The sequence below is a fragment of the Vibrio sp. qd031 genome (genome assembly GCF_002100145.1).
Taxonomy (GTDB): domain Bacteria; phylum Pseudomonadota; class Gammaproteobacteria; order Enterobacterales; family Vibrionaceae; genus Vibrio.
Genome location: NZ_JXQD01000024.1, coordinates 129,040 through 143,314, shown reverse-complemented (window position 1 = coordinate 143,314; position 14,275 = coordinate 129,040). Strand labels below are relative to the sequence as shown.

Below are 14,275 nucleotides of genomic sequence, written 5' to 3'. Positions count from 1 at the left end.
AATACTAAGGTAGTTCATAAGTTAACAGGAATTCAGTGGGATAGACTTACCAGGCGATAACTTGGTGCATAGTAGGCAAAAAAATACCCCGCGTTAGCGGGGTATTTGGTGTTTCAATCTGATTCTAGATTATAGAGATTCAGTGAACGTACGTGCGATTACGTCTTGTTGCTGCTCTTTAGTTAGAGAGTTAAAACGTACAGCGTAACCAGAAACGCGAATGGTTAGCTGAGGGTAGTTCTCAGGGTGTTTAACTGCGTCTTCTAGAGTTTCGCGGTTAAGAACGTTCACGTTAAGGTGTTGACCACCTTCGATGTCAGCTTCGTGGTGGAAGTAACCATCCATTAGGCCAGCAAGGTTAGCGCGTTGACCCGTCTCATCTTTACCTAGTGCGTTAGGTACGATAGAGAAGGTGTACGAGATACCATCTTGTGCATCAGCAAACGGCAGTTTACCTACAGAAGTAAGAGAAGCTACAGCGCCTTTCTCATCACGACCGTGCATTGGGTTAGCACCAGGAGCAAAAGGAGCACCTGCTTGACGACCGTCAGGCGTGTTACCTGTCTTCTTACCGTATACAACGTTCGAAGTGATAGTAAGGATAGACTGAGTAGGACGCGCGTTGCGGTAAGTCTTAAGCTTACGGATCTTGTTCATGAACACAGAAACAAGTTCACAAGCAATGTCATCTACACGAGCATCGTTGTTACCAAATTTAGGGTAGTCGCCTTCGATGTTAAAGTCGATTGCTACGCCATCTTCGTCACGAATTGGGCTTACTTTAGCGTATTTGATTGCCGCTAGTGAGTCAGCTGCAACAGATAGACCTGCGATACCACACGCCATTGTACGAGCAACGTCACGGTCATGCAGAGCCATAAGCGCTGATTCGTAGCTGTATTTGTCGTGAGAGTAATGGATTGCGTTTAGAGCAGACACATATTGCTTCGCCAACCAGTCCATGAATCCGTCAAGTTTGCCCCATACATCGTCGAAGTCTAGGACGTCGTCAGTGATTTTAGGCATCTTAGGACCGATTTGAGTCTTAAGCTTCTCATCCACACCACCGTTGATAACGTAAAGTAGTGTTTTAGCAAGGTTTGCACGAGCGCCGAAGAACTGCATTTGCTTACCAACAACCATTGGAGATACACAACAAGCGATTGCGTAGTCGTCAGACTCTAGGTCAGGACGCATTAGGTCGTCGTTTTCGTACTGGATAGAAGAAGTATCGATAGATACTTTTGCACAGAAACGCTTAAAGCCGTCAGGCAGTTGCTCAGACCAAAGAACAGTGATGTTTGGCTCTGGGCTTGGACCCATAGTGTATAGTGAGTTTAGGAAACGGAAGTTAGAACGCGTTACTAGCGTACGTCCGTCAATACCCATACCACCCATTGATTCTGTTGCCCAGATTGGGTCACCAGAGAACAACTCATCGTATTCAGGAGTACGTAGGAAACGAACCATACGTAGCTTCATTACGAAGTGGTCGATCATCTCTTGCGCTTCTACTTCAGTGATTTTGCCAGCAGCGATATCGCGCTCGATGTACACATCAAGGAAAGTAGAGGTACGGCCTAGAGACATTGCCGCACCGTTTTGTGATTTAACTGCAGCTAGGTAACCGAAGTAAGTCCACTGGATAGCTTCTTGAGCAGTTTGAGCAGGCTCAGAGATATCGTAGCCGTATTTAGCCGCCATTTCTTTCATTTGACCAAGTGCGCGATATTGCTCTTGAAGCTCTTCGCGAAGTTGCATGGTCATTTGTAGATCTTCACCGTTCTCAAAGTCAGCTTGAGTTGAGTGGAACTGAGCCGCTTTGTTCTTCATTAGGAAGTCGATTCCGTAAAGAGCAACACGACGGTAGTCACCGATGATACGACCACGGCCGTACGCATCTGGAAGACCAGTCAAAACGCCAGACTTACGACATTTTAGGATGTCTGGAGTGTACACGTCGAACACACCAGCATTGTGCGTTTTACGGTAGTCAGAGTAGATTTTTTTAACTTCTGGATCCAGCTCGCGGTCGTAGGCTTTACAAGAACCTTCAACCATACGGATACCACCGTTAGGAATAAGAGCACGCTTTAGAGGTGCTTCTGTTTGTAGACCAACGATTGTTTCTAGATCTTTGTTGATGTAACCAGCGTCGTGCGACGTGATGGTAGAGATAACAGATGTATCAAAATCTACAGGAGCGTGGGTGCTGTTTTCTTGCTTGATACCTTCCATAACTTTAGCCCAAAGCGTGTTAGTTGCTTCAGTACCTTCAGAGACTAGGAATGACTCGTCGCCTTCGTATGGAGTGTAGTTCTTTTGAATGAAATCACGAACGTTAACGTCGTTTTGCCACTCACCGTCAGCAAAACCTTCCCAAGCTTTAGCAAATTGCTCTGCCATGATAAACCTACCTTTTTAGTAGAAAACACATGTGTATCAGGCGCTAAGTAGTAGACACCCTTTACACTCGTTAAGAGTTAAAACCAATACCGATGGACATAGTATGGACTAAATTCATAAATCTTGGCATTAAATCTAAGGCTAATTATAGCCCAAAAAATTTTTTAGAAAACTAAACTAAATCAATAAATCGTTATTTTTTGTTTAAACTTTCAAAAAAACTTTATATTTTACTCGCACGTCATTCTTACGTAACAAAAGGGCGGCAACTGCCACCCTTTGTTTACAATTTTTACAGTAGCGCCGGAAGACCGTAAGCACTTTCAAGCATGCCTACCGCCAACATTGCTAGTAGACAAACAATCAGTACACCACCAGGGATGACCATTTTGTCTACAAACGACAGCTTAGAAGCGCGTTCTTTGTCACCAATGAGGCCGTTGTTGTCTAGAAGCATCGTCAGTGCCCAAGCGATAACCGGGTTAACGACAATGGCGCCAAAAATACAGATACCAGCAGCCTGGGAATCTTTAGTGTCTCGAACCATCTGCATACCTGCCTCTAGTAGCGGCAAGAATACACCAACAAGCAACGCAATACGCATCACTGGAGGCCATACAGCAACATCCATTGGGAAACCTAAGATGGCTACGATGATACATAGAGTACCAAGCAGGATAGCACCAGCAGGGATAGGACGCTTAGCGATCGCGGCAGGGATCATGTACGTACCCCAAGATGAAGTAATGTTACCACCACCGACTGCCGTACCAACAATTTGACGGACAGAACACATCGTCATAGTGTCGTCAACATCCATAAGTACTTTTTCGGTGTTTTTCGGGTAGTTAAGTTCTTGGAAAATACGGTGACCAAGGAAGTCTGGCGACCACATAGCAACCGCTAAAATAGCAAACGGTAGTGAAGCAATGAAATGCTCCATTGTTGGTAGGCCAAGCTGCCAACCTTGTTCTGTGCTTCCCCACCAGTACATTGGGTTAAGGTTTGGAATGCCCATCTCTGTTTCAAAACGCAAATCGAAACCCGCGCCAAGTAGCATGGCAATGATAAGACCAGTAAACGCACATACTGGGATAGCAAGCCAACGTAGACCAAGCTTAGCTAATAAGGCGTAAATAACGATAGCCACTGCTAGAACTACTAGACCAATGTAACCCATTGAGCCTGCCGCGATATCTGCGGTTTGTAGTCCCATAGCCCACTCTTGTATGTAACCAATCTGGCTCATGGTCCCAGTAAAGCCTAAGAATATAAGCAAACCACCGGCGGTGCCTTCAGAGGTGAGGTTAACGAGCTTCGACCCCCCTTTGAAATAACTTAGTAGTAGACCAAAGATGCCTAAAAGGATAGCAAGAGCAAGAGGGTGGGCACCAGCCAGCGCAATAGCACCGATCAGTGGGATCATTGGTCCGTGGTTACCGGCTAAGTTCGCTCGAGGATTAAAAAAGCCAGACGCTAAAACACAAAACAGCAGCGCAGGAATGAGCATTTCTACGCGAGCAACTTCGATAGCAAACTCTTTACCTAGGTTTACGTGGTCCCAAGCTTGAGTTAGGCCTTCAGCCCAAGACATCATAACCGCCGAGTACATCGCGATGATGCCGATAGTACCAGCAATGGCTGGAACGAAATCTTCAATTTCGAAGCGGAAGTCACGACCTGGTAGGTTTAGACCGAAACGGCGTGGCTTCATTATTTGCAGTTCGTTATCCAAGTAGTCTGAGCGAGATTTGAACTCAGAAGCTGGACGGTGCAGTTCAGAATAGCTTTTGTTTTCTATTTCTTCCTGCGTGTATTTCACATCGGACATAGAATCCTCTTTCGATTGATTTTTAATTCCCTTAAAAAGATACCCACAGTTGTAGCACATAACCTGCGCTTGCAGCTAGTTACATATTGCAACAAAGAGAGGCATCTTTACTGATGCGCAAGAGTGTAGCAACGCACTCTTTTTTCTCAATTGATCTGGGTCAGTTTCGTAAAAATAACGTAGTAATATTTCAAATTTTGTTGAATGGTGCGGGTTGGCGCTCAAAATGTTGTTGGTTTACAGACATAATGCTTTGTTTTGAAAACGATGGAGGTTTAAGCAAACAGTTCATTCACCCTTCAATTCGATCATTAATGTGATGTAAGTCGCCATAATAGATGCTTTGCGGCATACAAATTGCTTTTTACAAAACATATCACGGGAAACATGCACTTGGCGGCAAAGTTTTGACACGCCAACATAGAAAGGACGTGCGAGAGTATGAAAATGAGAGTTTTACCTATTGTAGCGATATTGTCTGGTTTGTTGGCTGGTTGTGGTGGCAGTGCTAGTAGTGGCGGTAATAATGGCGGTGGTCAGGGGGGAGGGACAACACCTCCTAATAAAACTCAGTTTACATTTGAGTTCTATCGAAGTGACGATATAGATAACTCAACTCAGTTGTCGTGTACTCGCTATGACATTTATGATGGCATAGGTGGTGAACGAGCACTGATTTACAAAAAAATAATAGGTAATATTGATAACGCAGTATTTGCTATCTACTCAAATGCAGCCGGTGAGCAAGTTGGCGATAACGTACATGCAGTAAATGGAAAGCTAACAGTGGCTTTGGAAGATATCCCTTCGAATGGTTTCGTTACTATTCAAGAGCATGGTGGGACAATCATAAATGCCACAACATTTACTAAAGAATCATTAAGAGATCAATTGGGTTTAAGGAGCACTGCTTTCTCGTTATCACTTTTTGCCGAAACAGGCGATTGTTTAACTGGTGGTAATGACGCAACTAATAACCTCAAAAATAAACAGTTTTGGAACGCTGATGATCTTTCCGGCAATCCTTACCCTCGATACTACTTTAACTCTCAGATTGATAGCGTCTCGAGCTCCAATCCACAGATTTCTAGCACTGGTATTGACTATATTAATAGTGAAAAAGTACTAGTTACTCAGTACCTAGACGAAAACAAGAAGTATATCTACCAATATGGCTTTAGTGATTGGAGTGATTCAACATTATCGTATGCAAAGAATCTTGGCGTAGCTACCATCATATCTGGCATTCAATTCACAGATATTGAGTTAGATTTGTTGAAGAGCGGATATTTTTACCCTTTGGTTGATATTGATGTTTCTGGTCCTGGACCTTTTGAGTATTACTATCCTGATGCTTCTAGAGGTGAAACATGGGTTTACAGAGCTGCTGGAACTATTGACACCCCTAATTGGGAAGCAAAATACGTTGACCAGATAGAAACGGTTTCTGCGGCTTGGCAGATTTCTATAAATGATCGTTCACTATTTAGCGTTGAAAACACAAACGACGCAGAACCGTCAACCAATTCAAATGTAATCGTTTTAACTGACAGCATCGCGATTAATAACGAGGATGGACTGATGCGAGTGGCATATAATCAAAGCTCAACTCCGTTTACTGTTACACACGTCTTATACAGTTACATTAGCGATTCAATAGTTGTACCTGAACTTGATTTATCTTCAATTCCTTCTGATATCAGGGATGATCTCAGAGTCTCTGATAGTGCTGAATTTAGTCAGTCTTACTTGTTTACAAACAACGACACTGATGTACCACTCGATGCATTTATGACTAACTATCGACACGGGTCGGTTTTAACATCGTCGGCAAAAGATAAACTTGGCATTATTAAAAGTTTTGTTGAAATGCGAGAGGCTAAAGAAAGTTTGGAGCAAACCAAGAGCCTTTATTTAAAAAGGGTTAACTAGTCAGATATATGACTTATTAAAAAAACCACGTGGTGAATCCCCCATGTGGTTTTTTTACACCTATAAGTGTTAATGGTTTGTAGCATTAACGTCATTGCCTAAGCCTGTTGATTATTCCACAATTACGATTTTTTAGGCATTATATTCGAACAATATAGATTTTTAATGCAGATAGGTGTGAAACTTCGGTTCTTTTTGCTGGATTTGTAATCGATTGCAGTTAATCATTTGTTGCATCCCGCCTTTCTCAATGCTAATTTAAATCCCCATCCAATACACAAACACAACTAATGGACTAGGGAGTGATGGCGCATGTCAGCTGTAACCGCGCTGCAAGTCAATGACTTACACAAAACCTTCGGACAAAACGAAGTATTAAAAGGGATCTCACTCTCTGCAAACAAAGGCGACGTTATTTCTATCATCGGCTCCTCAGGTTCGGGTAAAAGTACCTTCCTGCGTTGCATTAACCTTCTCGAAGTACCTACCTCTGGAGAAATCTGGGTAAATGGTGAGCTCATTGAGATGAAAAATGGTAGACGTGGCGAAGCTATGCCGGCCAATGAAAAACAGGTTCAACGCATCCGTTCGCGTTTGGCTATGGTATTTCAAGGTTTTAACCTATGGTCACACCTTACCGTTTTGGAAAACGTCATTGAGGCACCCGTTCATGTCTTAGGCGTTGCCAAAAAACAAGCCATCGAAAACGCAGAAGTACTGCTTAAAAAGGTAGGGCTTTACGAACGTAAAGATTACTACCCAGGGCATTTGTCTGGTGGTCAGCAGCAACGTGCCGCAATTGCGCGTGCGCTCGCCGTTGATCCCGAAGTGATGCTTTTTGATGAACCGACCTCAGCCTTAGATCCAGAATTGGTCGGGGAAGTGCTTGGCGTTATGCGCGATCTAGCAGAAGAAGGCAGAACAATGTTGGTGGTGACGCACGAGATGGCATTTGCCAGAGACGTGTCGAATCACGTAATGTTTTTGCACCAAGGATTGGTAGAAGAGCAGGGCGATCCTGCCAAGCTATTTAGCAATCCTGAGTCAGAACGTTTGCAACAGTTTATCTCTTCCATTTATTAATTAGTTTTGAGCGTTTAGCTCGTATTTAGGGTGAATACCCAATTTAAACATCAATCACAGGAGTGTGGAAATGAAGAAGTGGTTATTAGCAGCGACACTTGCTGCAACTGCAGTTACAGGCGTAGCACAAGCAAAGGACTGGAAAGTTGTTCGCTTTGGTATTGAGGGGGCTTACCCTCCATTTAGTAAAACAGAAGCCGATGGCTCGCTAAGTGGCTTCGATGTTGATATGGCGAATGCATTGTGTGTGGAAATGGACGTTCAATGTAAAATAGTTCCACAAGATTGGGATGGCATCATTCCATCACTTTTGGCTCGTAAATACGACGCAATTATTGCTGCGATGTCTATTACAGAAGAACGTAAGCAAAAAGTTGACTTCACTGGCAAGTATGCACAGATCCCAAACAAGTTTATCGCTAAAAAAGGCGCCGACATCGAGTTTACCGCTGCGGGTCTTAAAGATGTGAAAATTGGTGTTCAACGTGCAACTACGCACGACAAGTACCTAACTGACAACTACGGCGATTCTGTTGAAATCGTACGTTACGGCTCGTTTGACGAAGCGTATCTTGACCTAGGTAATGGCCGTATCGCTGCTGTACTGGGTGATGCAGCCGCTCTAGAAGAAGGCGTGCTAATGGGTAAAGATGGCGACATGTACGAATTTGTTGGTCCATCTCTCACCGATCCTAAGTGGTTTGGTGAAGGTATGGGCATTGCTTTACGCAAGCAAGACAAAGACCTAACTGAGAAACTGGACGCAGCAATCCTATCTCTACGTGAAAAAGGTATTTACCAAGACATCGCGGCTAAATACTTTAACTACGACGTATACGGTCAGTAATCGACACGTCAATCTTTAAGGAGGGTTCGCCCTCCTTTTCTCCAGTTGGTTGTTTTCCTGGACCGTCATCATGTTAGATCTTCAAGGCTATGAAGCCTCAATCCTTTCCGGAGCATTAGTCACTATACAAGTGGCGTTACTGTCTCTGCTACTTGCAGTCATACTGGGTATGGCAGGGGCGCTAGCTAAGCTTGCACCTTACCGTTGGGCTCGTGCTATTGCGACGCTATACACCACTATTATCCGTGGGATCCCCGATCTCGTATTAATGATGCTGATTTTTTTCGGCGGTCAAATACTGCTGAACAACTCTCTTTACTCAATCAATGAGTGGTTAAACGAGTGGTTTACCCAAAGCGATCCGAATCATGAGTGGACAGCTTACTTGCCAGACTATATTGATGTCAGCCCATTTATCGCCGGGGTACTAACAATAGGCTTCATTTTTGGCGCTTATATGGCCGAGACGTTTCGCGGTGCCATCATGGCCGTCGATACGGGTGAATTAGAGGCAGCCAAAGCCTATGGCATGGGTGGGGTCATGACTTTTCGCCGCATTCTGTTGCCTCAAATGATTCGTCACGCCTTACCCGGTTTTGGTAACAATTGGCTGGTGCTACTCAAGACCACGGCGCTGGTCTCAATTATTGGTTTGGAAGATATGGTTCGCGTTAGCTCTTTAGCAGCGGGTACGACGAAAGCGCCATTTACGTTCTATATGGCGGTGTCGATTATTTTCTTGTTTTTTACCAGTGTTTCAACGGGGCTGCTAAAGCTGGTTGAACGTAAATTTAGCATTCAAGCGAGGTAGCGATGGACTTTTCTATTATTGTCGACAGTATCGATATCTATCTTGAAGGGCTTTGGACAACCGTGTGGTTGGTCGGGCTGGCACTGATTATTGGCCTGAGCATCGCAATACCTTTAGCCATTGCGCGCAACAGTGACAATTGGTTGCTTAAGGGTCCAAGCTGGGCGTTTATCTATTTCTTTCGTGGAACGCCACTGCTGGTGCAGTTGTACCTTATTTACTATGGCATGGATCAGTTTGTCCCGGTTAAAGATACCTTGTGGGAAAATGCGTGGTTTTGCGCATTGGTCGCCTTTGTCCTAAATACCGCTGCATACACATCCGAAATTGTTCGAGGTGCGATTAATGGTTTGCCTAAAGGTGAAGTCGAAGCAGCCGTTGCCTATGGCATGTCTAAGTTTCAAACTTATCGCCGCATTATTTTGCCAAGTGCGTTGAGACGCGCGCTGCCAGCGTACAGTAATGAAGTTATCTTTATGCTTCATGGCTCTGCTGTTGCTGGGATTATTACCATATTAGATCTTACTGGTGCTGCACGATTGGTGAACTCACGCTATTACGCACCGTTTGAGTCTTTCTTAACGGCAGGCTTATTCTATATGGGCCTTACATTCATCATTTTGTGGGTGTTCAAAACCGCTGAGAAGCGATTCTTGGCCTATTTAAGACCGCTTTCTTAAGGATTTATCTTAGGTACAAAAAAGCCCCGCTCTGACGCCATTGAGCGGGGCTTTTCTTTTTGTGAGTGACTATTTAAATGTTGACCATATTGGTGCGTGGTCTGAGGGTTTCTCAATGCCTCGCAACTCATAGTCGATGTCGGACTCTATGCATCTCTCAGTGAGTGATTGGGTAGCGAGTATCACGTCGATGCGTAATCCTCGGTTATCGTCAAACCCACGAGAGCGATAGTCAAACCATGAATATTTACCTTCGACATCTGGGTATAGGTGACGGAAAGTATCGGTAAAGCCCCAGGCAAGTAAATCACTTAACCATTGGCGCTCTTCTGGTTGAAAAGAACACTTACCGGTTTTAAGCCATCTTTTTTTGTTTGGCTCTCCAATTCCAATATCGGCATCGATTGGGCTAATATTGATATCGCCCATCACGATGAGGTTTTCGGTATTGGATCTACGGGTAGTGAGGTAACTCATAAGATCGGAATAGAACTGGCGCTTGTACGGGAATTTCGTTTGGTGAGCGATGTTATCCCCTTGCGGAAAGTAGCCATTCATAATGGTGATAGGTTCACCGTTATCATTTTCTACGGTGACTGTGATCATGCGCTTTTGATGTTCATCGCTATCAGTCGGAAAGCCTTTTTCTACCGAGATAGGATCTTTTTTGCATAGCATCGCGACACCATAGTGACCTTTTTGACCGTGATGAAACACTTTGTAACCCATGGCTTCGACGTCTTCTCGAGGAAACATGTCGTCGTGCACCTTTATTTCTTGTAGGCCGATAACGTCAGGGTCGTGTTTATCAATTATTGCTTGTAGTTGATGAAGGCGGGCTCTCAAGCCATTGATATTAAAGCTTATAACTTTCATTTTCTATCCTTGCTTTTACTGTTGTCGCTATCTTACCATTGGCTGAAAATCGGTAACATGAAATTGTTGAAGAACCGATTAACAATTTTATCACTTTGGTCGATAACCACGAGAGAACACAGCAGTTTATCTCTGCATAATAGACAAAATAATCTTTCTTTACCGCACATTGTGTTAATTGACTTTAAACGGTACAGTCTACTATCAACACTTCCGTGGTATACGGATTTAGAAAATCAAAAGCAATAAGGATATTGCAATGCAATCATTTTCGATTAAATGGAAAATCACTCTTTTAAGCGGCCTCTGCCTTGTGATCAGTTGCGCAGCGCTGATCGGCTTTTCTATCCAAAGTTCAGTTTCTTCGCAAGTGACCAACAGTTCGCTTAGTCGACAATCGGTGATTGAAAAGTCAGAACAATTGTTGCAAAACGGCGCAGAGCTAGGGGCGCTTTCGGTACAAAGCTTTTTACTTGAAGCACAACACCGAGCGGAAATGTTGGCGCAAAATGCTCTGTTTATTAAGTACAATGCTGAAGAAACATGGGTTGCGAGTGAAGATCTTCGAACATCACTTAATGAGATGCTAGGTCAAACATTGGCGGTATTTCCGACTGTGAAAGGCGCCTATTTGGTCTTTGAGCAGAACCAGTTGGATGGCGAAGACAGCAATTACCACAATGCCGATTATGTGGGATCGAACGAAGTCGGACGATTCGCATCATATTGGCGTCGCGCTGCAGATGGCGCGGCTGTCGCCACGGTTTTACCTGAATCTACTCTCCTTAGCCCGCTGGAGAGTGATCTATTTCAATGTGCTAAACAGATAAGTAGCGCTTGTATCGCGACCCCGCAGTTATCCGTGTCAGGGGAATTGACCACTGCCATCAGCGTACCTTTGATCACCGACAACATAGTTGGCGTACTTGGGATAGAGGTGAGTTTAGCAGGACTGGCATCGCTTGTTGAGCAAACCGACACCGAACTGTTTAATGGTGTGGGTAGTGTGGCCATATTAGGGGCGGCGCAACAAGTGTTAGCCGATTCTAACCAACGCTTTGAGCTATTAACGGGCTTTGAGAGCGCAAACTTGTCTGTGCAGTCGTTAACTAATGAACTGTCGAAAGGCGTGCCAACAAACTTTTGGAATGACAATCAGCAACAATTACAAGGGTTGTCACCCATTGCTATCGCCAATCAAAGCTGGTCAATTTTGGTGGAAATGCCTCGCGATGTGATCGTGCAAGACGCTGTTGCGCTGGATAACGCCATGTCTTTGCAGCTTGAACAGTCTATTCGCACCAATTTGCTATTTGGTAGCGGACTGATTGTGATTGCCCTTGCGTTTACCGCGGTAATGTCGAGCAGGCTGGTCAAATCTATTACCCTTTTGGTGACACGACTTACCGATATTGCTTCTGGTGACGGTGATTTGACGCAACGAATCGAAGTGAAATCGAACGATGAAGTGGGGCAGTTAAGCCGCGCGTTTAATCAGTTTTTAGATAAACTTCAGCCAATCATTACTCAGGTAGTAAAGGGCAGCGAACAAGTAGCAACCACCTCAATAGAGGCGCAAAAAAGCGCGTCAGAGTCGCGTCAAAGCAGCGAGTCTCAGTTTAAAGAGGTGGACATGGTGGCCACTGCAGCAGAAGAGCTGACTCAAACGGCTGGCTTAGTGTATAGCAATGCTCAAGTTGCTGTTGATGCTGCAGAAAAAGCCAATCAATCCGCGTCTCAAGGTCAGCAAGTTGTTCAAGCATCAACCGAATCGATGCAAGCCTTGCTTAGTAAAATGGAACAAGCCGTACCGGTTGTTGATGACTTATCAAGGAACAATGACAACATTACCGTAATATTGGGTGTTATTGAGGGCATTTCAGAACAAACCAATTTACTGGCGTTAAATGCTGCGATAGAAGCGGCGCGCGCGGGAGAACAGGGGCGTGGTTTTGCCGTCGTTGCTGATGAAGTGAGACAGCTAGCAAGCCGCACGAATGAACAAGTGGGCGAGATTCGAGGTGTAATCGAAAAAGTGCATAAAGGAACCAATGATGTGGTCGATGCTATCGCTCAAAGTAACGCGCTGGCGCAAGATGCCTCATCGCAGGTGCTAAACGCAGTTGAGGAGTTAGACCACACGTTTGCTAGCATTGCGAGTATCTCTGACATGAATGCGCAGATTGTGAAAGCCGCTGAAGAGCAGCGACAAGTCGCTTCGGAAGTGAATATCAGCGTCGCTAACATTCGTGAACTGAGTGCTGAAATATTGGAACAGGCAGCAATATCGGAAAAGATGGGTCAGCGGATAGCGGCCTCTTCTGCTCAGCAGCAGCAGGTTGTATCTCAGTTTAAAGTATAATTGCCTATAAGATCAAAAAGGCCCTGACAGAGTAACCAGTCTCTGCCAGGACCTTTTAGTTTTTGTTACAGCTTATCAGTTAGCTCGATAGCTTGACCGATATAGTTGGCTGGCGTCATCTCTTTAAGACGCACTTTTTCGTGCTCAGGGATGTCTAAAGCTTCAATGAAGTTACGCATAGCGTCACCATCAACACGCTTACCACGAGTGAGCTCTTTAAGCTTCTCGTATGGCTTTTCTATCGCGTAGCGACGCATTACAGTCTGTACAGGCTCTGCTAGAACTTCCCAGTTCTTATCTAGCTCAGCCAGTAGAGCATCGCGATTTACTTCTAGTTTGCTAATGCCTTTGAGCGTAGAGGTATACGCTATTACCGCGTAACCTACACCCACACCGAGGTTACGAAGCACGGTTGAATCGGTCAGATCGCGCTGCCAGCGTGATACAGGTAGTTTTTGCGCTAAGTGCCCAAATACCGCATTCGCAAGACCCAAGTTACCTTCTGAGTTTTCAAAGTCGATTGGGTTCACTTTATGTGGCATGGTTGAAGATCCAATTTCACCAGCTATGGTCTTTTGCTTAAAGTGACCCAGTGCAATGTAGCCCCAAACGTCACGATCAAAGTCGATAAGAATGGTGTTGAAACGGGCAACAGCGTCAAACAGTTCGGCAATGTAGTCGTGTGGTTCAATCTGCGTCGTGTAAGGGTTCCAGGTTACACCAAGGGATTCAGTAATGAACTCTTCACTAAACGCGTGCCAATCTAGCTCAGGGTAGGCAGAAAGGTGCGCGTTATAGTTACCTACTGCGCCGTTTATTTTAGCAAGGATCTCTACATTTTCGATTTGCTTGTATTGACGCTCCATACGGTAAGCAACGTTCGCCATCTCTTTACCCATAGTGGTCGGAGAGGCAGGTTGTCCGTGTGTACGTGAAAGCAATGGGATGTCGCGATACTCTTGGGCCAATTTTGCAATGGCATCGATAAGAGTACGGATCTCAGGCAAAATAACCGTTTCACGAGCTTCTTTAAGCATCAATGCGTGAGAGGTGTTATTGATGTCTTCAGACGTACAAGCAAAGTGGATAAATTCACTTACTGCTGCAAGTTCAGGAAGCGCTTCTACTTTTTCTTTTAGGAAGTACTCAACCGCTTTTACATCGTGGTTAGTGGTACGTTCGATCTCTTTGATACGACGTCCATCTTCTTCCGAAAAGTTTGCTGCAAGATTGTCTAGGAACTGATTGGCTTCGTCGCTGAATGCCGGTACTTCGGCAATCTCTGCTGTTGCTGCGAGTTTTTGTAACCAGCGAATTTCTACGACTGTACGGTACTTTAATAGACCGTACTCACTAAAGATTTCACGTAACGCAATCGTTTTCGTGCCGTAGCGACCATCTACTGGTGAAACAGCAGTCAATGCTGACAGTTCCATGTTGTTCTCCT

The 14,275-nt window shown here is 44.7% G+C and carries 10 protein-coding genes; 6 read left to right on the top strand and 4 right to left on the bottom strand.

Annotated elements, in window-relative coordinates; genetic code table 11:
- Positions 1-129 precede the first annotated feature (129 nt).
- Together pflB and ST37_RS09360 are read right to left on the bottom strand one after the other, a co-directional pair.
- Complete coding sequence (pflB, locus tag ST37_RS09365) at positions 130-2,406, bottom strand: formate C-acetyltransferase (protein ID WP_084885703.1); 2,277 nt, start codon at positions 2,404-2,406, stop codon at positions 130-132.
- A 292-nt stretch (positions 2,407-2,698) separates the two neighbouring features.
- On the bottom strand, positions 2,699-4,237 hold the full coding sequence (locus ST37_RS09360; protein WP_084885702.1) for a DUF3360 family protein: 1,539 nt from the start codon (positions 4,235-4,237) through the stop codon (positions 2,699-2,701).
- A gap of 441 nt (positions 4,238-4,678) precedes the next feature.
- Here ST37_RS09360 and ST37_RS09350 point away from each other — a divergent pair, with 441 nt between their 5' ends.
- The 5 genes from ST37_RS09350 to ST37_RS09330 all read left to right on the top strand — a co-directional run bounded on the left by ST37_RS09350 (position 4,679) and on the right by ST37_RS09330 (position 9,590).
- Entirely contained in the window at positions 4,679-6,169 is a 1,491-nt protein-coding gene (locus ST37_RS09350; RefSeq protein ID WP_084885700.1) for a hypothetical protein, read from the top strand.
- Positions 6,170-6,481: 312 nt separating this feature from the next.
- Positions 6,482-7,252, top strand: a complete 771-nt coding sequence (locus ST37_RS09345) for an ABC transporter ATP-binding protein (RefSeq protein WP_084885698.1) — start codon at positions 6,482-6,484, stop codon at positions 7,250-7,252.
- A 70-nt stretch (positions 7,253-7,322) separates the two neighbouring features.
- Entirely contained in the window at positions 7,323-8,099 is a 777-nt protein-coding gene (locus ST37_RS09340; RefSeq protein WP_347336210.1) for an ABC transporter substrate-binding protein, read from the top strand.
- 70 nt (positions 8,100-8,169) lie between these two features.
- Positions 8,170-8,910: an ABC transporter permease gene (locus ST37_RS09335; protein ID WP_084885696.1), complete on the top strand. Its 741-nt coding sequence runs from the start codon at positions 8,170-8,172 to the stop codon at positions 8,908-8,910.
- Between the two features lie 2 nt (positions 8,911-8,912).
- Positions 8,913-9,590, top strand: a complete 678-nt coding sequence (locus tag ST37_RS09330; RefSeq protein WP_084885694.1) for an ABC transporter permease — start codon at positions 8,913-8,915, stop codon at positions 9,588-9,590.
- Positions 9,591-9,659: 69 nt separating this feature from the next.
- Here ST37_RS09330 and xthA read toward each other — a convergent pair whose 3' ends face one another.
- A complete protein-coding gene (gene xthA / locus ST37_RS09325; protein ID WP_084885693.1) occupies positions 9,660-10,466 on the bottom strand; it encodes an exodeoxyribonuclease III in 807 nt (268 codons plus the stop codon).
- Between the two features lie 259 nt (positions 10,467-10,725).
- Here xthA and ST37_RS09320 point away from each other — a divergent pair, with 259 nt between their 5' ends.
- Positions 10,726-12,828 (top strand): methyl-accepting chemotaxis protein, encoded by a 2,103-nt coding sequence (locus ST37_RS09320; protein WP_084885691.1) that lies wholly within the window; start codon positions 10,726-10,728, stop codon positions 12,826-12,828.
- Between the two features lie 65 nt (positions 12,829-12,893).
- Here the strand turns inward: ST37_RS09320 and purB are convergent, their stop codons facing one another.
- A complete protein-coding gene (purB, locus tag ST37_RS09315) occupies positions 12,894-14,264 on the bottom strand; it encodes an adenylosuccinate lyase (protein ID WP_084885689.1) in 1,371 nt (456 codons plus the stop codon).
- Positions 14,265-14,275: the final 11 nt, after the last annotated feature.

What these genes read in the sequence shown, in the direction of transcription:
- purB (WP_084885689.1), bottom strand. Translation starts at nt 14,264, where the DNA reads ATGGAACTGTCAGCATTGACTGCTGTTTCACCAGTAGATGGTCGCTAC.
- ST37_RS09340 (WP_347336210.1), top strand. Translation starts at nt 7,323, where the DNA reads ATGAAGAAGTGGTTATTAGCAGCGACACTTGCTGCAACTGCAGTTACA.
- pflB (WP_084885703.1), bottom strand. Translation starts at nt 2,406, where the DNA reads ATGGCAGAGCAATTTGCTAAAGCTTGGGAAGGTTTTGCTGACGGTGAG.
- ST37_RS09350 (WP_084885700.1), top strand. Translation starts at nt 4,679, where the DNA reads ATGAAAATGAGAGTTTTACCTATTGTAGCGATATTGTCTGGTTTGTTG.
- ST37_RS09320 (WP_084885691.1), top strand. Translation starts at nt 10,726, where the DNA reads ATGCAATCATTTTCGATTAAATGGAAAATCACTCTTTTAAGCGGCCTC.
- ST37_RS09330 (WP_084885694.1), top strand. Translation starts at nt 8,913, where the DNA reads ATGGACTTTTCTATTATTGTCGACAGTATCGATATCTATCTTGAAGGG.
- ST37_RS09360 (WP_084885702.1), bottom strand. Translation starts at nt 4,237, where the DNA reads ATGTCCGATGTGAAATACACGCAGGAAGAAATAGAAAACAAAAGCTAT.
- ST37_RS09335 (WP_084885696.1), top strand. Translation starts at nt 8,170, where the DNA reads ATGTTAGATCTTCAAGGCTATGAAGCCTCAATCCTTTCCGGAGCATTA.
- ST37_RS09345 (WP_084885698.1), top strand. Translation starts at nt 6,482, where the DNA reads ATGTCAGCTGTAACCGCGCTGCAAGTCAATGACTTACACAAAACCTTC.
- xthA (WP_084885693.1), bottom strand. Translation starts at nt 10,466, where the DNA reads ATGAAAGTTATAAGCTTTAATATCAATGGCTTGAGAGCCCGCCTTCAT.